Here is a 23,680-nt window from a genome sequence, read left to right on the forward strand (position 1 = left end):
GGTCGGGATACAGACATCACAGATCCCAGTCTGCGCATGAATATCCAGTCACGCATCACTTCTGTCATCCTGCCACAGAAGATTTAAAACTCCCGTGGGCGTACCTGGTTCATTAATGGCAAATTCAAATATATCGAATTAAATTCATAATAAAAAAAGAAATTTAAAAATTGTTTTAATTGGATCAATTTTGAAAATAAAAATAAATTGAGATATTTTTTAAATTTAAAGCAATATATGAAGAATAATCAGTTTTCCGCGCGATTATAATCAACAAAACCATTAAATCTACGATTAAATGATGTATTGATACAACATTATGTCGGAGTAGACATGGAACAGGTAGCAGTAGTATCCACATCTGATGAAGGAATCATCAGACAGTTCAGAGAGACGGATGCATGGGGTCTTGCGACCGCAGTCGATCTCAAGAAATGTAACCCGGAGACCATCCGGGATGCGGAAAAGATTCGTGAGTTCGTAGCGCAGCTGTGTGAACTCATTGATATGAAACGATTTGGTGAAACACAGGTCGTTCATTTCGGTCCAAATGACCGGGTTGCCGGATATTCCATGACCCAGCTGATTGAAACCTCCCTGATATCAGGACACTTTGCCAATGAAACAAATGCGGCATACCTCGATATCTTCAGCTGTAAGGAATACCCTCCTGAAGTCATGGCGGAATTCTGTAAAGATTTCTTTGAAGCCGAGTCCTGCGCAATACAAGTTATTTTCAGAAACTAAGTGTGGGCCAAAACAGCCCGTAATCTCTTTTCTTCCAGAAATCCGGCAATCGCCACGGGATCAGATTTTCGGCCCGGCTGAAATTGCGTTTCAGTGACAGTAATTTCACACAGGATAATGAATGCATCCGGGTAAATCCAGGACATTGAAGAATGAATATCCTGTAAATCACCTGCAGCCAGTGCAAAAAGAAAGGAGGGGTAAATTGGAAGTCTGGAGCAGACTTAATCATACGGGAGGAACCAAATAGCGGTGAATTCCCCTCGCATGCAGAGGTGTTGAATGGGGGTGTCCTCCGCCCCATTTACTACTTGCCTGTATCCCTTCATAAATATCTGCCGGGCGGGGTGAAAGTGTATTTTATACCGCTTTGACCGGATACGATGACACCAGCAGACCATCCGGCTCATACAGATATGCCACGTCACCGTCATTGTTCCAGACGTCCTGCATTCGTCCCCAGTAGAGAGCGTCCGTTGTTGGTTCACCCGTCCCGGTATATACAGTGACCATCTCACCTGGACTCAGGGAATAGTTTGGGAAGGCATACCGGTTGCTACCGGTATCATCGGTAAGCACCCATCCTGTCATATCCTGTGACACAGTCCCGGTGCCGGTATTCTGTATGGCCACCCATTCGTCCACCGGGCTGACACCGGTGATCACCACATTCCACGACTGCACCGCTTTCGTTGGAATTTCCACGCTGTCAGAAGGAGAGGGAACAGGCTCCGTCGGAACAGCGGAAACCGGTATGTCCGGCAGAGCAAGTGTCAGGTTGGAGAGGAATGACTCTACAGCAGAATCCGCCGTATCACTCGTAGAAAACACTGCGTACACCGGGTAATGATCAGACACACCGGTCAGGAGAGGAGGTGCGACTCCAAACAGGTCGTCATACCGGAATATACCCGCAGTCCCGGTATACTCATCATCCAGAGACCGGGTGATGACAATCCGGTCATAGGTCCTCACCGTATCACCGGTCGTAGTGTCACAATCATTTCCAATAAGCCAGTGATATACCGGCGCACGCAACGGAGAATCAGATTCCTCGTCAAAATACGTCCCATCTGCATTGAAGTCCCCCATCACGATCACATCCGGTTCAGATGGATACGTGGTGTTGATCCAGTCCACAACTGCAGGAAGGGCATTAATCTCTTCTGTCGCTTCATCGGGATCGGTGTGAATTACCACACAGACTGCACCCACCGGGTCCTCTATTCCAACAAAACGGACAATGAACGGTTCGCGGTGAAACGGGTCGGACCCCTCCGGCTCCGGATAGGTTCGGGGAGCACCCACCAGTCGCACGGTCTCCATATTATAGAAATAGGCATACTGCTCCTTTGATACCGTCCGGCCCAGCCGATCAGAGGCCACATATGCATATTGTGACCCGTCGCTGTTCACCTCATCCAGGAGCGCAGGTAGTGCCGTTCCCGAACTGTCACGAATCTCCTGGATTGCGATGAGATCATACGACCGGATAGTCTTTCCCAGCACATCCATCACATCTTCCCGTGCAGCCTTTGTTGTGCCGAATACCTGCACATTGAATGCGCCCACAACAAGTCCCTCATCATCCGGAGCGAATATGCCGGATGGAACAACCTGCGAGATCTCATCACTGTAGTTCAAAGCACCAAAGATACCTGCAATGAGCAGGACAAAGATACCCATCTTTTCAAGCCGTGAATGTTTCCCCATCTATACATACATCAGGGCGGGAAACAAAAAAATGGTGTGCGTAAAAAGAGTTTTTTGATCTGTCAATACATATCCCGGGAGACAACCGCCTCTTCAAACCGCCCATCAAAAAAGACCATGACACGCACCGGTTCACCCCGACAGAAATCCCGCATTGCAAGGTCATACGTCCGCCGGACATACCGGAATCCCTCTTTCTCAAAGAGATCAAGGAGTGCCCGGAAGAATGCAATCTGCTGATCGAGGTACGCCTTTTCGTAGCGGATGGTCTCTTCAGCAATGGATGCCGCGTCCTCAGGTGAGATCGATTCATTGTATTCCCCATGCGTATTCAGACCGGAGAGATGGCACCAGCGCAGGTCTCCGGATGCATTCTCCTCACGATGCAGCATATACGGGTATACCCGGCAGATCAGTGGACGGTCTGCATAGATACGACACCGCATGGAATCGTCCAGAAACGTACAGAGATTCCCATCCTGTGTCTTCAGGGCATACCCGGAGACATAGAACCTGCCGTTCTGGTCGCATGCCTCAAAATACGGTGCCGGGACCAGCACATCAGGGTGCACCGGCCGGATGCGGCGTACGTCCTCATCCAGTAAGAATACATGGTCATTGACCTCCTTTGTGCAGCAACGCCCACAGCATGTACAGGAAAAACCCGTATCCCGGACTATTTCCGCATACTCTTCTGCCGGATATTCGTCAAGAAGCGCACGCTCCTCTTCCAGTCCCGTAAGCCGTTTCTGAAGCACTGCTTTTGAGATACTCTCACCTGTTGATATGTTTCTCCCGGGAATACTTGCACCTTTCTTTGCTGACCAGACATCACCAATCACGCCTCATAAATCTGATGAGCGGGAAATATACCAGTGAGTAACAGGGGTGTGCATGAATATACCGTCATCCATTGAAACCGACCGGATTTACCGGATGGACTGCCTTGAAGGCATGAAACTGATGCAAGCAGGCACTGTGGACGTTATTGTCACCTCGCCCCCCTATAATATCGGCAAACCATATGCAACCCACGATGACACCATGCCCTATGAAGAATACCTTGCGTGGATGCACCGGGTTGCACATGAATCACGCCGCATCCTCCGCGATGACGGCTCATTTTTCCTCAATATCGGCGGAAAACCACGAGAACCATGGGTGCCCTATGACGTCATGCAGGAATTTCGTGAAGATTACGTTCTCCAGAATGTGATCCACTGGGTGAAGTCCGTCTCCATCGCAAAAGAAGATGCAGGCAATTATGATGCTATCAGAGATGACATCTCCGTCGGGCATTATCAACCGGTCAACTCAGACCGATACCTCAGCCAGTGCCACGAGCATATTTTTCATTTCACCCCGAAAGGCACCACAAAACTGGATAAACTTGCAGTCGGGGTGAAGTATCAGGACAAGACTAATATCGGCCGCTGGAAACAGGCAACACAAGACCTGCGGGACCGCGGGAATGTCTGGTTTATCCCGTACAAAACCATCCGTTCATCGCGGCCTCACCCCACCAGTTTCCCGGAGAAACTGCCGGAGATGTGTATACGCCTGCACGGCCATACCACCAGTAGTGTTGTCTGTGACCCCTTCATGGGTATCGGGAATACCGCCCTTGCGTGCACTACCCTCGGTGTGCACTACATTGGATTTGAGATAGACAATGACTACTGCGACTGTGCAGAGGAACGGATAAGAAGGCGGACACAATCAGGATTATAATATGGGCCCCGTCATCGCACTTCTCATCGCCATAGCGGCAATCGCGATTGTGGCCACCCGCCATGCTATCCCGCCGTTTCTCACTCTTACCGGTGGAGCCCTTCTCTTTGCCCTGCTAACCGGGATGGGTGAATCGGCGGTGACGGCATTTACAGGCGGTGCGGGAGTACTCTTTGCACTCCTGGGAATACCTGTCTACTGTGGATCCGTCATCGCGAAATTCCTGAAACAGGACGGGGGTGCAGAACGTATTGTGGAAGATATCGGGCAGGTTGCCCACCGTCCGGTTTCTGCTGCAGGTCTCGCCGGATACCTTCTCTCAATTCCGATGATGTGCTGCATCACCCCGTTTATTGTCCTCACGCCGGTACTCGCAGGCATCCGCAGAAAATTGCACTGCACCACATCACTCTACTATGCAGCAGCATGCGGTTCCGTCATTTCATTTGTTTTTCTCTACCCGCTTCCCGTCACCTATGCAATAACAAATAGTCTGAAACAGGGAGATTTCAACGCAGGCAGTTACCTGCAGGCGGCACTCCCTCTCTCACTCTTTGCACTCATCATCATGGTGTACCTCGCCGGACGGTACCATGCATGCAGTACCGGCAGTCAGGAGGGCGAAGAAATAGCTCCGGGTAGTCGCAGGCAGGCGTGGATACCCGTCATTCTGCCGGTCGCCTGTCTTGCGGCGGGCCATCTGGTCGCACCACTTTCCATTCTCGCAAACATCAACATCGCCCTATTAACCGGCCTTTGTGGAGCAATTCTGGTCTCGCCCGCAGCATCCCGCATTCCTGCACTTGAATCGGGCACAAAACATGCGGGGATCATTATCTTTGATCTCTGCGGTGCAGGCGGTCTCGGGGCAGTGATCGCCGCGGAAGGGGGCATCGCCGCCGCCCTCCCGTCACTCACCACCATCCTCCCTGCAATCCTGATTCCCTTTGTCATTGCAGCACTCTTCCAGGCAGCACAGGGATCAAGGGTGGTATCGGCAGTCATAACCGCATCTCTTCTTGCAGGAACAGAGATCACCTCAGCAGTTGCCGCGGTACCCCTTATCCTGATGACTGCCGCCGGATGCATGATGTTCAGTTTCTTCACCGACCCCTTCTTCTGGCTCATACGCCGGACCACAGGCGATAGTGTGCAGGACGTCTTCATGCGATACACTGTGCCGCTCTTATGTGCAGGAACACTAATCGCAGCAATTACATACACCGTATTCGGCTGAAATACACTCATAATTCGGGCTGGACGGATACGAACAAAAATATTTCCTCACGGATATCACCCGCACGCAGCATAACCCGTCCCTTCTGGAACCCCTTACTACCCATATTGCCGGTATTGAGAGTGACATGCACCACCCCGTCTCCCTCAACCGGCACCGTTGTATTTGCAATCTCAATCCAGGGTACATCAGCAGCCACATGAATCAGAAGCGGACCGTCCCCGGCAACACTCACCGGCAGACGGCAGGGAATGGTGATATTCCGGGCCAGATTATGCATCGTAACATGGGGTTCGGGGAGCAGGATTGCAGGAGCAGACGGTGTTTCGGGGGTATCTTCCGGTCCTCTTCCGCCGTCATTACCGGATCCGGAATTAGTATCCTCACCACCATAGAGACCAGAGGCAGTATCATGTGCTTCAGTGGGGGGAGGCACATCATAAACCGGGGATGGGGACGAGATAGCGGAAGATTGACACAACTCATCATGAGATGGAATGTCCATACATCCTGTGGCATCTTCTTTCACTTCAATACTCACGTTCCCGATGCGGGAAGGTACTTCCACGGGAAAGAGATCTGCATCGCCCCGCCCACACCACGGGCACACCCCAAGATGGCCGCCAAACCAGTGGTTGGTGTTCACCCTGCAATGTTTCATTGCCATAATCTCCGAGAGCAGGCAGTCCTTCCACTCTCCGGCAGACGGACGGAGCTTAGGTTCTCTGATTCCATCAACAAAGCATCGCGAAAACAGATTGCGAACTGACGGAGGGAGAATATGGTAATCCGGTGCAAATGATGGGGGGTAAATAGTATCGTTCGGTGAAGCGAAGGCAAAGACACCATTTTGTATTTTCTGTTCAATCCCCGGAAAAGCAGAAACACCATCACCGCCCGCCTGAAACGGGTGCACACCTCCCATGAGAAGTTTAAATACCATCACAGCAAGCCCAAAGAGATCACTGTGATAGCGGTCACGACGGACCTCTGAAAAATTGATCCCCTGAAGTTCGGGTGGCAAATATTCCCCGGTTCCTACAGCAGACGGGAAAACACGTCCCGACGTGGCATCACGGATCTGGAACGAATCACAGTCAATAACAGCAACTGCTGCAGTGCGGGCGATCAGAATATTTCTACCGGAAAAGTCAGCCACACAGTGACCGTGCCGGTGGATATCATCGGTTACGGTTGCAATATTATAGGCGGCCGTAAGAAGATACCGCCACGAGAAGGCGCCGCCATACTCTTGGATGCGATCCTGCGGATCATAATAGGAGTGAGCTTCCCGAAAAAGGTCAGTATCAACAAGAGGCATCGTATATCCAATAAAATTCCTGCTACCCAAAGGAGAATCAAAGAGGAGAGAAACCGGCCATGCCAGCACAACAGACCCATGTTTTTCCCTGCAGTCAATGAGACCCGCATCAGGCGGATTTGTCACCATTGCTGTAACCTTCTGAAAAAGAGTCGCAGTTAACCGGTTTTCATAAAATATCTTGGCACAATAACCGGGGCTCTCGTCAATAGAAAATATCTCACCCTCACCGCCGGCTTTTAACGGCCCTGACAGGTTAATAGCTGTCCCTGAAACATCATACACAACACGTTTATCCAGTATATTCACCACTCCCTTCATTTGTTGTTACAACAACCAGAGTCTTATCATCTTCTGAAAAGGATATGAACTTATCTGATACCAAAAGGTTAGCAATAGCACGGTCCCCTTCCGGAGTACCTGCAAGCGGTTCAATTGCCGAAAAAAACGGCAGGAAGAATGGTTCATGGGGATGATAGCCATCCGGTTTTTTTTCCAGAAAAAGCCGTTCACATCCATCAGTGAAAATTGCACACGCCGTAACACACGACAAATCGGATGAGATTACACAGGCATCCTCATACCCTTCATCGGTAAGCGGCACGACTTCATTTACATACCTGCGTTCCTGCGGGGCCGAAAGGAGAATTTGCTCACCCCCCTGCAGACAGACAACCGCCCCATCCCCGATCCGTGCCGTGGTAACCTGATTCCCGTTCCAGAGGAGCACAATCAGGGTGCAGGCAAACGACCGGGATGAAATATTACAGGCAGACGCATATCTGAAAACCGCATTATGGGCAGCTCTGCAGGCGCCACGCACCATCGCGTGATTTGGCTCATGCTCTGCATCGCACCCTTCCCCGTCCGGCCCAGGTATAAAAAATACCGAAAGGGCTTCGATGGCGGCTGACACAGCAACCATTGCACCCCTCCTGCCATGCGGTGCACTTCCCAGCCCGTCTGCGACAGCAACCGCTGCGCCCGCCACGCCAAAGACTGCACCTTCCCATATATCCTCACAGAGCCTACCCTCAGACTGATGAGACAACCCGGCAACCGCAGCACCGGAGATCCGGTACCGGCATCCGACAGGGGGTGGAACAGACATCCCAAACCACACATTCAAAAAAAAATCAAAACAGGGGAAGCTCGCCCCATCCTCCGGGACCGAAGAAGTCTTCCAGTATAACCTGGTCCCCAGTCACAGATGTGGAAACCTTCGCCTGACTTCGGGAAAGCCAGACAAACATATCGGAGAATCGATTCTCCCTGAGCCGCACAGGATCTCGTCCGGGAGGAGAGATGGCAGCAAGGATCTTCATATCAGCAGGCTCCGCACCCACAGGGAAGAAGAAAAATTCACCATTCTCCTCGCCAGTCCGGATGGCACCAGTAACTTCTTCCCAGAGAGCGTCCCCCCCGTACATATCCGTCGGTTCCCCGTCCGTAACCAGAAAGATCCACGGCCGGTATGAATCGATTCCTGCAGTCCGGTACTGCTCTTTTCGCTCCTTTATCAACGTAATGGCACACAGTATCGCCTCTCCCATAGGGGTTAATCCGGCAGCGGAGATCTCCGGAGGAGTAAACGCATCGACAAGAGAGAACGGATGTGCCACCTCGACCGTTTCACCAAATGTAACAACCGCGATTTCAACACGTTTTCGGGCTAGAACATCAGAACCCAACTCTTCCTTAAAGGCCCGCAGCCCATCTTTCATCTCCTCTATTTTGCCATGAATAGACATCGAACCTGATGTATCAAGCAGCAGCACGATAGGACAATGGGGCTCCCCGGGATATGCAATCTCTACCAAATCCTCTAATCTGCTCATATGTATTCACAAATACCATACCGGACAAACATCCAGTAACTGAATATTTGGCTGTGCCCCCTATAAAATACGCTGTCATCTCATCACATCATCATTTCAGTAAAAATTCCCCCGCACCACAACATATAATATATATCTACCCCCATTCAGGAACAGGAGATATATATGAGAAACACTGGCAGTATGGGTGGCTGCCGGATAGCTCTTGCGATACTGAGTATCGTCGCATTCTGTGTCGGGGTGGGAACAGCAGATATAGGTACCCTTCCCAATACATTTGGATATGCAAATGCCGGGGTTGCATGTGCAGATATCGGAGATTATGAGGGAGCAGTTGTGTATTATGACAAAGCGCTCCAACTCTATCCGGATATTGCTGAAATACACTATAACAAAGGGGTCGCTTTGGAACATCTGGGATTGCGGCAGGAGGCAATATCAGAATATGAAGCTGCCATTGAACTCGACCCAAATCTCATTCAGGCGCAGGCCAATCTGTTTCTTCTGACAGCAGACTTCATCAACCCACTCACTATTGCAATCATAATCCTCGGAGGATGTATTCTGATTCTCATCCATCACCGGCACCGGAAAAAAGAAGAAATGGAGAAACGGGTGATGCAGGGGATCATACACGAATAACAATTACCCGCACAGAGGAGATGTGCCTACAATTTTTTTGATCTTTCGAGAGCAGTTCACCTGCATCCCCAACATAAATACCTGTTCACGAACCTCCACCCACCCCTCTCAAGGATTCCTGCACACAAGAACAGGTACCATCAGTTGCTATACTTTATGCATTCAATAAGAAAATGTCCTATATCACGAAAGAGGCTGGATATTAAATTCACATCCCAGTTTTCCGTGATACACGGTAGGAAGACTAAACACCATCACTTCTTTCACGCTTCCATTGATATCAATTAACCGTTCTTTCATCGGAGGTGCTGCCTCACCTTTTGAGTATACATGAGCCACCCTTTCGCGGACTAACTCCAGAACTTCAGGGTGAACGAATTTACTGATAGGTAAATTAACCACATTCTCATCAACAGACACACCTAGAAACTCCCTGAGACGGGGATTTGCATACACTATTTTCTCACCCACATGAATCCCTATCATACTGGGTGAATGATCCAGCAGACTTTCATACCGGGTTTCAGCCAGTTGCATAGACTGTAACATGTAATTGTTCTGTATCATAACAGCAGCCTGATTAACCATTGTTTCGATAAGAGGCAAAGAACGTAGCGGGTAATTTTTCCCGGAAAATAAAAGGCAGGTGCCTATAATATTCATTCCGGCGATAATACCCATTGAAAGGCAGGTCTGCTTTTGCAGCAACTCACTAATGATTCCTCCCAGCTCATCATCTATTCCATCACAGAAGAGAACAGCACACCCATCAGGAAATCGCTCCAGAGTCGGTGTGGATATGGAATGAACAATCTCCACCGGGCATGGAAAGCGCATTCCTTTTGCATTATTCAGAGTGACTACCGCCTGCCTGTCATGCCAGTTTCTTCCGTCTGAAACAGCCCTGAGATGGTAAAATCCATCATGAATGATAAAATACAGCATTAGTGAAGACGGAGCAATCTTTCTGATGCTCATTGCAGCATAAGAACAGATGTCTTCATGTGCGGAAAGCATCACAAGCCCGCTCGAGAAATCAGAGAGCGCAGTAAGTTCTTCCACAATTTCACATTTTGCTTTTTGAATCTTCACCTGCTCTGTGATATCCCGTCCAACAGACTGGTAGCCAATAAGATCACCAGAATCACCAAATATTGCCCGGTTTGTCCAATAATGCCATGCCTCTTCCCCATCCGGCATAATCACCGGATTTTCAAATGATATTGCCGGATTATCGGGCGTTAATCTGGCCAACTGAGTAGTGACAATTTTTTGATACTTTGCCGGTATGGAAGGAGCAAAGACCGTCCCCAGTACCTCCAGACGATCGAGACCAAATGCCCTGCAGTATGCATCATTTACAAAGGAAATAGTCCTGTCAGGACTGTACCGAATAATAAATTCAGCCTGATCTTCAACAACCGCCCGATAGAGCGCCTCTTTCAATCTCAGGCGTGCCTGACATTCACGTTTCACGGTGACATCCTCAAATATCAGGGTCGTTGCCCTGCCACCGTCCGGAAGAACGGTACCGATACATTTGGCCCTGAATATCTGCGAACCGCCCTCATCCTTCACAGTGATCTCTTTTTCAAATATCTCGCCGGGGATAGGAGAAGAAACCTTCTCCATAATATCCTCATCGATTAGAGAGAACGAAAGCTCGGAGAGTTTTTTACCGGCAATCTCATCCAGTTGCCATCCCTCTATTCCAAGAAACCGGCAATTTGCAAAATCAATAACTCCTGAAGCGCTGATTACAAGAATAGCATCGGAGGTTAGACTAAGCATCTCCGATAGAGGGACACGGTCTGAAATAAAGTACAACTTTGCTGTACAAACCTTCTTCACCTCCACCTCACCGGCAATCTGAAGCACATCCAGATATTTTGCCACAGAATTCCGGTTTATCCCAATTTTACGAGATATTTCAGTGATACTCAGCCCCCGTCGATTCTGTCTGAGTATCTGCTTTATGCGATCAAGTTCCGGAGAATATCTATGCATGGCACCATTATGCCTCAAAAAACACTTCAATATACATACAAATAAACATATGCCATGCACTCAATTCAAGACAAATATCAGATTAGAGTGTGAAAATGTCGGATGGGAAATAGGAATCTGTTTTTTTATATCATGGAAAATGCACAGCATCCGACTCAGAAAGATAGCCTCGCGAATCATCCCAACTCAAATGAAGTGACACCAAATATCTCATGCATCGGAAGCACCGGCACATTCGCGGAGTACATTCTTGCAGTTTCAAAAACCTCTGTCATATCCCGTTTTCGCGCCATTCCCACCGCGGCAGCGTTTGGTTCAGGAGTATCAAAGAAGAATACCTCACCTACCACTGATTCAGTGAGCCCTTCAAGGAGACTCTCTGCAATATCAGGTGTATCAGCAAATATCGGGCCAATTTTATTTCCTTCATACGAGCGGCGAATTACTCCGTACCCACCAATGGATTCATCCGGGTGAAGATATGCAAGTGCTAGTGTGGTATCCGGTGAAATCCATTTCTCAATAAAACGGGAGCGCTCTGCAGGAAAATGCTCACGGTCATACGCGGCCAGCATACTCAGTGGCAATTCCCCTACAGGGACCAGATCCGGCTGCCCTCGTCCGCCTGCGATACCCTGCCACCGAATATTCCGGTATGCATAGATGAGCCCTGCGTTCTTTGCATATTTGTCCTGCATCTCATAGACACCGTCGCCACCAAAATTCCTCTCACCTGCATGGTTCATCCCATGGTTCCAGAGCTTCCACCCGGTTCCATGACCGCGGTTATCTTCACGGATAATGTAGAACCCCCCAAAAGAGAATATCGAATCATAATTGGTTACCACCAGTGTACCCACGATCTCCCCGCCAGTCTCCGCGACAAACCATCCATCCGGGTCTACCGCATAATGGCATTCCCCGTCATGGATGCCGGGATTCCAGCCCTCCTGACGTGCCCATTCAATAAACACCGGAACTTCATCTTTTGTAGCAATGCGTATCAACAGTTCATCTGAGTCTTGTTCCATCCTATTCTTCTCCCACGGACAGTATCACGGCCTCTCTCTTATTCCATACACCGGAAGATCTTATGCATTTCGCAGTGCTGGAGAAAGACCGGTACACCTGAAAAAGTGGGAAGCACCAGCCATTTTATCCTTTTGAAATGGCACGGGATTCCACCTGACGTACAACCACCGTTCTATCACCTTCACATCACACGGCACCCTCAACGCCGCCAGCCCACTCAGATGACGTGAATTTCTTCATCTCAGAAGTCTGATTCATGTGAATGAAAGGCTGCAGACCGGGAGATGTCATACTGGCACCATTTAGTCTGGGAAACAGTACATATCCACGACCGCTCGTGATTCTCTCGGTTACCGGGGAAGGAACCCTTCTGGTATGCCCCTTTACATCGAAGCGCCCGATAGACAAGCCTGCCATTGCGTGCGCAATCCATGATTTCCATGCAGGTGGCCTTGACCTTTTCGAAGACAGCTATATTCTGATTCATGAACAAAGGACCATCACCGAACGGTCCGTCCGCCATAAGAAGGGAACCCTTGAACCGGATTATTTCAGGACACTTCTCGAGAGTGCCCATTCACTGTGGTAGCCTTCAGGAAACGATATACTATAAAGAAATCCAAATGAGAAGATGAACCGCGACATACTATGAACCCTCCACCCTCACTTCGGTTTCGGCGTTGGCACAGATGTTGAAATTGTCAGCATAATAATAATGATAATAATATAGGAAATCTTCCCGGAATCAATCAACATCCATGATGTATCTATTCACTTTCCGCCCCTACATTCTGGAAAGAGCGCCTCATACATGACATACGGCGCCTCCTCCATACCAAGCATGCGATATGCTCCGCGGGCAGCCAGATTCTCATGTTCCACATACAGGCGAAGCCCCACGACATCCGGCTGCCTGCGTGCTTCAGCATCAATCCATGCATACATCTCAGAGAAAACCCCTTTCCTTCGGCATTCCGGAATAATATATACACTCTGAATCCACCAGATCTGCCCGTTTCTCCAGTCACTCCATTCGAGAGTAATCATGCACTGGCCGATAATTGCCCCTTCATGTTCAGCCACCAGGTACCATCCTTTTGCCGGGTCTTCAAGGACAGACATCGCACCTTTCCGGGCTGTATCAGAATCAAGCACATGCCCTTCCGTCTCAAACGCCATCTCACCGTTTCGTGCAGCAATAATATCACCATCCAAAGGCACAGCGATTCTGATATGCAGGCGTTTTTCCCCGGAACCGTCTCCTCTACGCATCATAATTCCTGAATTTATTTCATCCTTTATCAAAGAGTATTCCGAAAAATCCCCGGAAACGCGAGAAAAATATCCCCTCTATGGGATACACATCTGCGTTATGAAAGAGACAGAGAAAAAAAGAATGAACGAGTGATTCCGCCGTACGCGGAAACGGTTCCCTTCACCCAAATATGCCGAATAGTCCCCGTTTGGCTTTCTCCGCAGCTGCCAGCTCTTCAAAGCGTGCCTGTTCCAGTTCCATCACCTGCACCTGCTCACGGAGAATTGCTGCTGTCTCGGGATCACAGCCGCACCCGTCAATAAGACGGTTCATCTCTTCTATACGAACACGGTTCTGGATCACATGCTGCATGATTGCATCCGCCGATGCCTGATCGCCCCCGAACAAAAAGACCATAAACGCATTCTGTGAACGCATCTGTGCTTCATATTGGACTGCGTTTTGGACAGAACCATTGATCTCTTCAGCAAGCCGGACAAGATCAGGCGAACTCGCACCGGTGAGCGGGGCCGCTGCACGGAATGCATACACTGCCATCCCGGTAACATTCACCGGAGGTACGGCACCATTTGTCTCTGCCTGATACACCTGGTTTCGGCTGGTAACCATTTCCCTCAGACTGGTCGCATTGCATGCTTCATCCGGCCCGCATTCCAGAACACGTGCCGTTGTCTGTTCCCGTATCGAGACCTGTTCCTGCAGGCTGACATTCTTCTGGCCTGAAGACTCACCTGCGTATCCAACACCCAAACCCGGATCGGAACCAGCGCCCGCCCCTTCCTGTGCGAAGACTGGCATACAGATAGTGAGAAAAATAAATACTGCTACAATGACCCAGCGGGTCTGCCTGACATATTTCATAATATTATCATACCTCCTCTTTCTTCTTCTGTCATTCTGTCCTATGAAGAAGAAGACTGACACCATCATATTTCCGTCTCCATATTTATGCATTCCCTGATAAAATGAGCGCTCAGAAGTGTCTTAATACTCCCATCCTGACGGAAGAAACACGGGAATACCTATATTGCCAACCCCGGAGAATACACCGTTCGTGAGTAACCATGGATGGATACACCAATAGTATCGCCTGGGTGGATTTAGGAACGGGGACGATCTCCATTCAGGCAACAGATGCTGAGATGAAACGGGAGTTCATTGGGGGCAGGGGATTTGGCGCACGCATAATCTCGGAAAATATGGACCCTCATACCGAACCGCTGGACCCTGCAAACAGGATCTGTTTCATGACAGGCCCAACCACGGGTACCGGCATCCCACTTGGAAACCGGTATGAAGTTTCCACAAAGTCCCCGCTGAACGGGACGTTGATGTCAGCGAATAGCGGGGGTGTGTTTGGCTGGAAGATGAAGAAAGCAGGATTTGATGGTGTTGTTATTTCGGGGAAAGCACCGAAACCATCGTATCTGTATCTGGAGAACGGAACCGTTGAACTTCGTGACGCAGCAGACTACTGGGGGAAAACGACCCATGAAACCACAGACGCACTGCAAAAAGATCTCGGAGATCCCAAGGCACGGGTGCTCTGCATCGGTCCTGCCGGAGAGAATCAGGACTTGCTTGCCTGTGTGATCAACGACCGGGATCGTGCGGCAGGAAGAGGGGGCGCCGGGGCGGTGATGGGATCGAAAAATCTGAAGGCGATTGTCGCAACCGGAGAGATGCCAATCACCGTAGCAGACACGGAACGTCTGGATGCCGTAAAAGAGAGGATTCGTACAAAAATTCAGGAAAACGGCATCTGTGATGCACTGCACCTCTATGGCACATCGGTTCTGGTCAACATCATCCACGAAAACGGTATCCTTCCGTCACGAAACTTCCAGCGCTGCAACTTCCCGAATCCGGACGATGTATCCGGAGAACGGATGAGGGACACTATTCTCCGGAAAGAGAAGGGCTGTTATGCATGTATCGTCAAGTGCAGCCGTGTCTGTGAAGTGGAGGGGGAAATGCACGAAGGGCCGGAGTATGAAGGTGTCTGGGGATTTGGGCCGGATCTGGGGATTAGCGACCTGCCGCTTATCACCCAAGCCAACTGGCTGTGCAACAAACTTGGCCTTGATAATATCGGGACTGCAGGTGCAATCGCGTGCGCCATGGAGATGAAAGAAAAGGGATACCTCAGCGAAGGGCCAACATTCGGTGATGGGTCGACCCTTCTGGATCTCATCGACCAGATTGGTCACCGGAGGGGATTTGGCGCCGAACTTGCTGACGGTTCATTCCGATTTGCAGTCAGCCATGACCACCCGGAACTTTCGATGAGCGTAAAGATGCAGGACCTGCCGGCATACGATCCAAGGGGCCTACAGGGGCACGGGCTTGCGTATGCCACGAGTGTCCGGGGCGGTGATCATGTCTACGGGTATCTGATCTCACAGGAAGTGTTTGGTGCTCCTCAAAAACTGGACCCGTACATAAGCACAGGAAAGGCACTCTGGGTAAAAACATACCAGGACCTGACCGCAGCAATTGACGCAGCAGGCCTCTGCCTTTTCACCTCATTTGCCCTGATCGCTGATGATTACGCTGACATTCTTTCTGCAACAACAGGTATGAATATCAATGCAGAAGGGCTTTTGAAAGTGGGTGAACGCATCTGGAATGTCCAGAAACTCTTTAACCTTAAAGTTGGATACACAAAAGAAGACGACACACTCCCGGACCGCCTCCTGACAGAACCCCTGCAGGACGGTGCGCCGAAAGGGCGGGTATGGGAACGCCAGCCCCTGCTGGACGAATATTATGCAGAACGTGGGTGGGACAACGAAGGAGTGCCGACACCCAAAAAACTCAGAGAGCTTGGCCTTGCCAAGCCACGGGCAATACATGCTTACACCTGAAGAAAAAGAGCAGTTTATCCGCCAGATTCCCATTCTGGAAGAGAAAGGACAGGAAATACTCAAAGGTTCCAAAGTACTTGTAGCCGGAGCAGGAGGACTCGGAACAACAATTGCCCTCCACTGTGCATTTGCCGGATTCGGTACGATCCGTATCGCAGACTGCGACACGATTGAACGTTCAAACCTCAACCGCCAGACACTGTACCGGCCAAAAGATATCGGGAAAATAAAAGCTCTTGTGGCAGAAGACAGAATCAGAGGAATCACCCCGTATCTCAAAACAGAAGCAGTAAACGCAGTCATCACCGAAGAAAATGCTATGCAGCTGACAGACGGCATGGATGTCATTATTGATGCAATGGATAACTATGATACACGGTATATCCTTGCAGATGCAGCCGAAGACTGTGGCATACCATTCATTCATGGTGCCATTGACGGATTCTACGGGCAGGTTGCAACTATTGTGCCGGGCTGTTCAGCATGTCTGCGCTGCATCGTCCCCCATCCACCTCCGAGAGAAAAAGTCCCCGCACTCTCTGCCACAACCGGAGTTATCGGAAGCATACAGGTAACAGAAGCGATCAAGTGTATCTTAGGGAAAGGGACGCTTCTTACCGACAGAATCCTGATGTGGGATGGCCTTCAGGGCGAGACGGCCCTGATACATGTCAGTCCCCTAAAAGACTGTCCACACTGCGGATCTCAGGGCAGAGGGTGAAACGGAGCAGAAAGATGAAGGTGACGGTAAAGACATTTGCAACACTGCGTCAGTTTATCGACAAGGAATCACGGGTAGACGTTGAACCCGGCACCACGACGGGGAAACTCCTGGAGATGCTTGTGGCAGCACACCCCGGCCTCAGAAACGAACTTTTTGATGAGACGGGTGAACTTCATAAATATGTGAACATCCTGAAGAACGGCAGGAATATTCATTTTATTGAGGGACTTGAAACCGTTCTTGAAGAAGATGATCTGATCGCCATCTTTCCCCCGTCAGGCGGTGGATAATCCCCAAACAGAGAACACCATCCTTTTGCCACCCTCCGTTTATTCCAGAGGAATTGTGGCGAATGGAAAAAAACTGCGAATCTGGAACACGGAAAAATCCCATTTTTTGCATGTCCATATGCACAGATATATGCCCATATGAGTAATATTCATGTGTGGAGAGTATCCGCTATGAAAGTATGTATCACATCAAAAGGAGATTCACCAGAATCTGCCGCAGAAAACCGCTTTGGAAGGACACCCTACTTTGTTGTCTATAACGATGAGACCGGAGAGGTCATTGAGACCATCAACAACGCAAGTGCAAATGACGCAAGCGGTGTCGGACCGAAGGTCGTCCAGATGCTTGTATCAAAGGGCGTCAACGTGGTTGTCACCGGACAGGTCGGCGGCAATGCCAACAAGGGACTTGAAGTGGCAGGCATCCCCACCTATGCATTTGGTGAGGCAAAGACAGTTGCAGATGCATATACTGCATACAAAGCAGGCACGCTGAAGCGTATCGTCTGAAAGGAGTGAAAATTCATTACCTCTGGTATGAACATCGTTGTTGCCAGCGGAAAAGGCGGCACCGGGAAGACTATGGTCTCTGTGAACCTCGCATGGACCATCGCCCAGTCGGAGGAGATCACCCTCATTGACTGTGACGCAGAAGAACCGAATGTCCACCTCTTCTATCCAGAAGACGAAAACGACGGTCCGGTGACGGTGAAGGTGCCGGAAGTGGACAGTGAAACGTGTACCCTCTGTGGTGCATGTGGGGAATTCTGCCGGTATGGAGCAATCTCAGTTCTCACAGACACCGTGATGTTTCAACCCCATCTCTGCCATTCATGCGGAGGATGCATGTTGTCCTGCCCGGTGGACGCGATAACAGAGGTGCCACGCAGGATTGGAATGATCACTCGCAGTCGGCCTTCATCCACACTCACCGTCATTTCAGGGATTCTGGACGAAGGAGAGATCGCTGCACCTGCTGTCATCAAGGCTGCAAAGGAAGCAGGAGAATGGGAAGGGGTCTCCGTCCTTGACGGTCCGCCCGGCAGTGCCTGCCCGGTCATTGAGACGATGGAAAGCGCAGATGTCTGCATCCTTGTCACCGAATCAACGCCCTCGGGGCTTGCTGATCTTAAGCGGGCCGCACGTCTCGCAGAAGCTCTGGGTGTCCCCGCAGGAGTTGTCATCAACCGGAGCGACGGCGAAGACGCCCCGACACTCGAATTCTGTGCAGAGGAAGGACTCCCGGTTCTCTTAACCATACCCTTTGACCGCGAAATAGCAGCAATACAAAACAGGGGTGCCATACTCTGCTCTGAGAAAGGAGAGTGGAGAGAGGCATTTTTCAAATTGTACGAGAATGCGCTTGCAATTGCAGGGGGCATACCATGAAGACCATTGCAGTAATGAGCGGAAAAGGCGGTACCGGAAAGACTATGGTCGCCGCCGGTTTTTCGGTCTTTTCAGATGAAAAACTGCTTCTCGCGGACTGTGATGTCGATGCGGCAAATCTCAGCCTGCTCCTTGAGACGACAGACACCCAGTGCCGTCCATACATGGGGCTGGAGTGTGCGGTCATTGATAAGAAACGGTGTGTTGGATGCGGGATCTGTGAAGTATACTGCCGGTTCAATGCAATCGGTCAGGGAGATGACGGAATATATCACGTCAACCCCCTGAAATGTGAAGGATGTGGCGTATGCTCCATTGTCTGCAGAGAAGATGCAATTGAGATCATCGAACGCCAGAGCGGCGAGGTCTGCCATTCAGAGAGTCCTTATGGGCATCTCTTCCACGCAGAACTCTTCCCCGGCTCCGGCACCAGCGGACGGCTGGTCTTCGAGGTTAAACAGGACGCACTGGGCGACAATACCCATGCACCGGCATTTCTGATAGACGGCCCACCGGGAATTGGCTGCCCGGTGATCTCTGCCATCAGCGGTGTCGATGCCGTTGTCCTCGTGACAGAACCCGGCATCTCTGCCCTGCATGACCTCAGGCGCCTCGTCACCATCTGCAGACAGTTTGGCGTGCAGATGTTTTTGGTGCTCAACAAGGCCGATCTTGATGAAGAACGGGCGGAGGATGTCAGGAAATACTGTGCCGGCGAAGGCATCGAGATCCTCGGTACCATCCCCTTCGACCCGACCGTTATCGAAGCCGCCCGGCGTGGCAAGTCTGTCGCAGGGATGGAGACTCCTGCTGCAGTGAGCCTGAAAGAGGCGTGGAAGAGACTCACTGATGCGATGGAGATCTCACAATGAATTATGGCGCCGGCAAAGGAAATCGTCGGCGTGGCCGGCCCCGGCGCGCCAGGATGATAGAGAATGAAGGTCTATGGCGCTGCTATGCCCCCTGCTGCGGCAGGGATGAGCGCACGCGTGAGGTAGTCTCTCTCCTCCCGGAGGAACTGGAAGCCTTCAGGCTGGTCGACAGCGAAGGGCTCGACCAGGAATCCGCTGCGGAACGGATGAACGTTTCACGGCGCACTCTCTGGCGCGATGTTCATACCGCCCGCAGGAAAGTGGCTGATGCCCTCTCAGAAGGAAAGGTCATTGTCATCTCAGATTGTGGACAGAACGACCAGGAGACATGTCACCTCTTGGATACACAGGATGAAACCCTGCCGCAACCGGAAGAATAAATATGCACATATGAGCAATAATAGTCTGTCGAACCGGAATATTGCACATATGTGCAATAAATATCCAGTTTAACAGGAGCTCTATAAATGCCAGGATTTGACGGAACCGGACCCACCGGACGTGGGGCACGGACAGGCCGCAGCTTGGGGCGTTGCCCCCCTGCGGAAACAGTAGCACCGGAAGAAGGAGCGGCAGCCGAATCACAGGAGAATGTATTTCCTACACCAGCCTTCCCGTTGGGAAGAGGTGGAGGATTTGGGATGGGTCGGGGCAGAGGAGCCAGAGGCCGTGGCATGGGCCGTGGCTTCTGGCGCAGATAATCGGTTTAATGCACCAGGGAAGAGCCCAGCCTCTTCCGAATACCGATTATTGCAGAAATAATTCTGCATCCCCTCTATTCTTTTGAACCAGTTTTCTCAGTCCCGGTTTTAACAGGACGTATTTAAAACACCATCCGCTAATTCAAACGGATCTGATGACATAAAGACAGAACAGCCGTTTTTCCGCTATTGCATAAACCCCAGTCGCCGGTACCTCCGAGTCATCCGGAGTATCTGCACAGACAGGGAGATACATCCCACACCATTAACAGGAAACACGTACCAGATACGTATATCAATGAAACCACATGACCAGCAGATATTATTTATTGCCGTAATTTGTATTTTCGCGGGCATCATTGCCTGTCTCATCATCAACTCTTCCATGGCACAGGCAGCTACGGCACAACCCGGTGCAACAGAGACACACGACACACTCTATCAGGTATCCACCATCAACGCCCTCCTCCAGAGTGTCTATGATGGCACAACCCCCATATCAGAAGTCAGAAAACATGGTGACACTGCCATCGGAACGATTGACGGACTTGACGGAGAGCTGATAGCAGTTGATGGTGACTATTATGTGATCCGTTCCGATGGCGTGGCATATCCGCTCGAAGATACGACAACAACACCGTTTGTCACCGCCACATTCTTTGAACCGGATATTACCACCCATGCCGAACACACCGCAAATATCAGCCAGTTTGAAGAACAACTCGAAGGAGGGCTCCCGTCTGCAAATATGGTCTACGCCATTCGTATTGTTGGCCCGTTTGATTATGTTAAGACACGAAGTATCCCGAAGCAGTCCCGCCCATATCCAAAACTTGCTGAAGCGGTAAAAGAACAGAACGTCTTTGAATTCTATAATGTCAGCGGAACCATTGTTGGATTCTGGTCACCGGAATTTATTAATGGCCTCAATGTGCCGGGATACCATATCCACTTCATCACCGATGACCGCAACGCAGGCGGACATGTGCTTGACCTTCGGATGACTGGCAGGGACATTGAAGTCGATATTACCCCCGACCTGTATGTCGTCCTTCCTACAGAGGGAGACTTCTATCATGTCAACCTCACCGAAGACCTGAGTTCAGCATTGGAATCTGTTGAGAAGAACTAAACCTCTTTTTCAGGTCACCATCCGAATCGCCTAAACGTGCAAAATATTGAATACCGCATGTGTTCATCGATTTCCACAGTAAAAGAATACCCTTTTCTTACGCACTCAAATCAAAAACGACCGTATTCTGCCAGCAAAACCACCGGAACATGCTGGCGTCCGGACACGGTATACCGGCTGAGAAAAATGGTCCGCAGTATTCAAAAAAAAGACGTTCACATGCATGGAACTATCGAAAGAAGCGGTACCGCAGGCTCAGGGAGGGGGAAAATTATTCTTCCATTTTGTTCGGCACCACATGCCCCGGAGGCGGAGGTGATATGCCCTGCCGGATAAGCTCACCCCATGCCCTCCGTGTCACCTCAGATCTGAACTCAAACTCTGAACGGAGATCATTGACATACCCCCTGGCACGGATTCTCCGGTAAAAGGGAAAGTCCTGCATAAGAACCGTATACGGCCTTGTGGAGGAGATATATACATATTTGGAGGTGATGAGAGCATCTTTGAGAATATCCATCGCCAAATCGGCATCTGAGCGGGGATCAATGAAAATGTCAATTGTCACCATCATTTCAGTTTTTCCAGCGTTCTGACTTGCTGTAGCTTCCTGAAAGATGGCATAATTCGGGATGGAGACAACCGAATCGTCCGGTGTTACAACGCGGGTTGCCCGCAGGCCTATATCAGTGACCTCACCGTAGGTGCCACTCACCTCTATCTTGTCACCAATCTGGTAGGGTCGTTCAAACGCGATGACAATACCCCCGATGATATCAGCAAAGATATCCTTGAGTCCAAAACCAATTGCAGCGCCAAACAGACCGGAAAACAGGGCAAGTTCGGGGAGTCCGGGATCAAAAATGGTCAGGATAATGAAATACACCGCTGAGACATAGACGATAATCTTCAGAAGAGGAATAACCATCGTGACTGTTATGCGGTATCTTCCGGCACTCTCAGATATCCTGCGTAACAGGAAATCAGCGATTTTTACGATGAGATACGCACCAACCAGTATCAGAACGATGGTAATTATCTCGCCCATCTCAGGGATAGCCGATGCAATCTGTGAGGCATCGGTGCTGAGTGTTTCATTCAGAACCGCCATCTACCACACCATCCTGATACGTTTCAGATACCCTTTCACACAACCAAGTGCCTCGGGTTTGATCCCGAAATATCCCTTCTTCTCAAACACAAGCCCCTGATGTGTCAACCGAAAGAGCGTTTGTTTCAGGTTAATCTCGGGCCCTGCGATCTCTGCCAGATCAACGATACTAACCGACTCCATGGAAAGGATGATAGTGAGCAGGAATGATTCATTGATATCAAGACTGATTGCACAGGGAAGTTCCGGAATTTCTGCCACACGCAGAGTATTCCCGTCGAGAGAACCATCCCATATACGCTCGGCCACCCCATAATTGCCATCTGCTATCCGGATAATCTTATCAAATGCAATATCTTCTGCATCTTCCGGATGTACTCCGGTTCTTTTACCCGACTCTCCGTTTCCCCCAAAAAGATGCGGTAGTGAAATGGAATATTGTTTTTCGCAAAAAGGGAGTTTCACTATCCGGGCAGAATCTGTGGAGAGCAAATCATTCCCGGAAGGTTCTCCCGCAACAAATTCTATTTCATCCGTATATCGCGACAGCATGAGTTTTTTCAGGGTTTTACTATCAATTTCAGGAATAACAATAACAACCGGAAAGAATGTTTCAATATGCCGGGTGGCTTTGAGATATGACCAGGTAAAACTGTTCCACTGTGTGATAAAAAGACGCTCCGATGTTGAGAGATGATCAAGAAAGGCATCCACCATCGCAAACCCGCCAATTTTCCTCGTTGCAAGAAAATGGCAGTGATCCATCACCACAATATCCTTGTGCCCGGTGATCTGCGTCAGAAAATCTCTGCCTTTCACGACTGAAAAAAAGGGAAGATGAATCACACGGTCAGAATACCGCCGCAGGAGCCCTTTCATCAGGACATCCTGACCGGCAAACGGATCTGCAATGACAGCGATATGAGCTGGTCGTTCATTTTCAAATGCATCAACGACAGCTGTGATCCGGTTCCATTCATCTTCATGGAGAATCGGATGAGAGAGATCAGCTGCAAAGTCCGGTTCACTGCCCATATATCAGATAACGAT

General features: G+C 50.0%; 25 protein-coding genes. 14 read left to right on the top strand and 11 right to left on the bottom strand.

The features are described 5' to 3' along the window. Window positions 1-333 precede the first annotated feature (333 nt). Complete coding sequence (gene speD, locus OU421_RS02035; RefSeq protein ID WP_268186933.1) at window positions 334-747, top strand: S-adenosylmethionine decarboxylase; 414 nt, start codon at window positions 334-336, stop codon at window positions 745-747. A 360-nt stretch (window positions 748-1,107) separates the two neighbouring features. On the opposite strand, the gene OU421_RS02040 is transcribed toward speD, so the two are convergent. Together OU421_RS02040 and OU421_RS02045 are read right to left on the bottom strand one after the other, a co-directional pair. After that, window positions 1,108-2,460, bottom strand: coding sequence for a lamin tail domain-containing protein (locus tag OU421_RS02040; RefSeq protein ID WP_268186934.1), 1,353 nt, complete (start codon window positions 2,458-2,460; stop codon window positions 1,108-1,110). Window positions 2,461-2,522: 62 nt separating this feature from the next. Beyond that, window positions 2,523-3,302 carry a YkgJ family cysteine cluster protein gene (locus tag OU421_RS02045; RefSeq protein ID WP_268186935.1) on the bottom strand — a complete coding sequence of 260 codons (780 nt, stop codon included), beginning with the start codon at window positions 3,300-3,302 and terminating at the stop codon, window positions 2,523-2,525. A gap of 52 nt (window positions 3,303-3,354) precedes the next feature. Here OU421_RS02045 and OU421_RS02050 point away from each other — a divergent pair, with 52 nt between their 5' ends. Both OU421_RS02050 and OU421_RS02055 read left to right on the top strand, forming a co-directional pair. Next, window positions 3,355-4,191: a DNA-methyltransferase gene (locus OU421_RS02050; protein ID WP_268186936.1), complete on the top strand. Its 837-nt coding sequence runs from the start codon at window positions 3,355-3,357 to the stop codon at window positions 4,189-4,191. Window position 4,192: 1 nt separating this feature from the next. Beyond that, entirely contained in the window at window positions 4,193-5,428 is a 1,236-nt protein-coding gene (locus tag OU421_RS02055; RefSeq protein WP_268186937.1) for a GntP family permease, read from the top strand. Between the two features lie 7 nt (window positions 5,429-5,435). On the opposite strand, the gene OU421_RS02060 is transcribed toward OU421_RS02055, so the two are convergent. From OU421_RS02060 to OU421_RS02070, 3 genes are read right to left on the bottom strand one after another with little or no spacing between them, the layout of a single operon-like run. Further along, entirely contained in the window at window positions 5,436-7,058 is a 1,623-nt protein-coding gene (locus tag OU421_RS02060) for a helix-hairpin-helix domain-containing protein (protein ID WP_268186938.1), read from the bottom strand. Continuing rightward, a complete protein-coding gene (locus OU421_RS02065) occupies window positions 7,042-7,860 on the bottom strand; it encodes a protein phosphatase 2C domain-containing protein (RefSeq protein ID WP_268186939.1) in 819 nt (272 codons plus the stop codon). The genes OU421_RS02060 and OU421_RS02065 overlap by 17 nt, the downstream gene beginning before the upstream one ends. A gap of 25 nt (window positions 7,861-7,885) precedes the next feature. Further along, a complete protein-coding gene (locus OU421_RS02070; RefSeq protein WP_268186940.1) occupies window positions 7,886-8,587 on the bottom strand; it encodes a vWA domain-containing protein in 702 nt (233 codons plus the stop codon). A gap of 165 nt (window positions 8,588-8,752) precedes the next feature. On the opposite strand from OU421_RS02070, the gene OU421_RS02075 reads away from it, so the two are divergent. Next, window positions 8,753-9,229 carry a tetratricopeptide repeat protein gene (locus tag OU421_RS02075; protein ID WP_268186941.1) on the top strand — a complete coding sequence of 159 codons (477 nt, stop codon included), beginning with the start codon at window positions 8,753-8,755 and terminating at the stop codon, window positions 9,227-9,229. A 183-nt stretch (window positions 9,230-9,412) separates the two neighbouring features. On the opposite strand, the gene OU421_RS02080 is transcribed toward OU421_RS02075, so the two are convergent. Together OU421_RS02080 and OU421_RS02085 are read right to left on the bottom strand one after the other, a co-directional pair. Beyond that, the gene (locus OU421_RS02080) at window positions 9,413-11,125 is read right to left on the bottom strand and encodes a PAS domain-containing protein (RefSeq protein ID WP_268186942.1); all 1,713 of its coding nucleotides are present in this window, start codon (window positions 11,123-11,125) and stop codon (window positions 9,413-9,415) included. A gap of 287 nt (window positions 11,126-11,412) precedes the next feature. Further along, the gene (locus OU421_RS02085) at window positions 11,413-12,267 is read right to left on the bottom strand and encodes a GNAT family N-acetyltransferase (RefSeq protein WP_268186943.1); all 855 of its coding nucleotides are present in this window, start codon (window positions 12,265-12,267) and stop codon (window positions 11,413-11,415) included. Between the two features lie 263 nt (window positions 12,268-12,530). Here OU421_RS02085 and OU421_RS02090 point away from each other — a divergent pair, with 263 nt between their 5' ends. After that, window positions 12,531-12,857: a type II toxin-antitoxin system PemK/MazF family toxin gene (locus tag OU421_RS02090; RefSeq protein WP_268186944.1), complete on the top strand. Its 327-nt coding sequence runs from the start codon at window positions 12,531-12,533 to the stop codon at window positions 12,855-12,857. 182 nt (window positions 12,858-13,039) lie between these two features. Here the strand turns inward: OU421_RS02090 and OU421_RS02095 are convergent, their stop codons facing one another. Further along, window positions 13,040-13,543 (bottom strand): GNAT family N-acetyltransferase, encoded by a 504-nt coding sequence (locus OU421_RS02095; RefSeq protein WP_268186945.1) that lies wholly within the window; start codon window positions 13,541-13,543, stop codon window positions 13,040-13,042. Between the two features lie 160 nt (window positions 13,544-13,703). Continuing rightward, window positions 13,704-14,405, bottom strand: coding sequence for a hypothetical protein (locus OU421_RS02100; protein ID WP_268186946.1), 702 nt, complete (start codon window positions 14,403-14,405; stop codon window positions 13,704-13,706). 203 nt (window positions 14,406-14,608) lie between these two features. Between OU421_RS02100 and OU421_RS02105 the strand changes: the two genes are divergently transcribed. From OU421_RS02105 to budA, 9 genes are all read left to right on the top strand, one after another. Then, a complete protein-coding gene (locus OU421_RS02105; RefSeq protein WP_268186947.1) occupies window positions 14,609-16,411 on the top strand; it encodes an aldehyde ferredoxin oxidoreductase family protein in 1,803 nt (600 codons plus the stop codon). Next, window positions 16,398-17,132: a HesA/MoeB/ThiF family protein gene (locus tag OU421_RS02110; RefSeq protein ID WP_268186948.1), complete on the top strand. Its 735-nt coding sequence runs from the start codon at window positions 16,398-16,400 to the stop codon at window positions 17,130-17,132. The genes OU421_RS02105 and OU421_RS02110 overlap by 14 nt, the downstream gene beginning before the upstream one ends. Further along, window positions 17,129-17,425, top strand: coding sequence for a ubiquitin-like small modifier protein 1 (locus OU421_RS02115; RefSeq protein WP_268186949.1), 297 nt, complete (start codon window positions 17,129-17,131; stop codon window positions 17,423-17,425). The genes OU421_RS02110 and OU421_RS02115 overlap by 4 nt, the downstream gene beginning before the upstream one ends. A 171-nt stretch (window positions 17,426-17,596) precedes the next feature. After that, window positions 17,597-17,935: a NifB/NifX family molybdenum-iron cluster-binding protein gene (locus OU421_RS02120; RefSeq protein ID WP_268186950.1), complete on the top strand. Its 339-nt coding sequence runs from the start codon at window positions 17,597-17,599 to the stop codon at window positions 17,933-17,935. 27 nt (window positions 17,936-17,962) lie between these two features. Continuing rightward, window positions 17,963-18,814: an ATP-binding protein gene (locus OU421_RS02125; protein ID WP_268186951.1), complete on the top strand. Its 852-nt coding sequence runs from the start codon at window positions 17,963-17,965 to the stop codon at window positions 18,812-18,814. Continuing rightward, window positions 18,811-19,686 carry an ATP-binding protein gene (locus OU421_RS02130; protein WP_268186952.1) on the top strand — a complete coding sequence of 292 codons (876 nt, stop codon included), beginning with the start codon at window positions 18,811-18,813 and terminating at the stop codon, window positions 19,684-19,686. The genes OU421_RS02125 and OU421_RS02130 overlap by 4 nt, the downstream gene beginning before the upstream one ends. Beyond that, complete coding sequence (locus OU421_RS02135) at window positions 19,683-20,066, top strand: DUF134 domain-containing protein (RefSeq protein WP_268186953.1); 384 nt, start codon at window positions 19,683-19,685, stop codon at window positions 20,064-20,066. The genes OU421_RS02130 and OU421_RS02135 overlap by 4 nt, the downstream gene beginning before the upstream one ends. Window positions 20,067-20,153: 87 nt before the next feature. Further along, window positions 20,154-20,387, top strand: a complete 234-nt coding sequence (locus OU421_RS02140) for a DUF5320 domain-containing protein (RefSeq protein ID WP_268186954.1) — start codon at window positions 20,154-20,156, stop codon at window positions 20,385-20,387. A gap of 298 nt (window positions 20,388-20,685) precedes the next feature. After that, window positions 20,686-21,519 (top strand): acetolactate decarboxylase, encoded by an 834-nt coding sequence (budA, locus tag OU421_RS02145; protein ID WP_268186955.1) that lies wholly within the window; start codon window positions 20,686-20,688, stop codon window positions 21,517-21,519. A gap of 271 nt (window positions 21,520-21,790) precedes the next feature. Here the strand turns inward: budA and OU421_RS02150 are convergent, their stop codons facing one another. Together OU421_RS02150 and OU421_RS02155 are read right to left on the bottom strand one after the other, a co-directional pair. Continuing rightward, on the bottom strand, window positions 21,791-22,630 hold the full coding sequence (locus tag OU421_RS02150; protein ID WP_268186956.1) for a mechanosensitive ion channel family protein: 840 nt from the start codon (window positions 22,628-22,630) through the stop codon (window positions 21,791-21,793). Then, entirely contained in the window at window positions 22,631-23,665 is a 1,035-nt protein-coding gene (locus tag OU421_RS02155; protein ID WP_268186957.1) for a hypothetical protein, read from the bottom strand. Window positions 23,666-23,680 lie beyond the last annotated feature (15 nt).

Origin of the sequence: Methanogenium organophilum (assembly GCF_026684035.1) — an archaeon.
Taxonomy (GTDB): domain Archaea; phylum Halobacteriota; class Methanomicrobia; order Methanomicrobiales; family Methanomicrobiaceae; genus Methanogenium; species Methanogenium organophilum.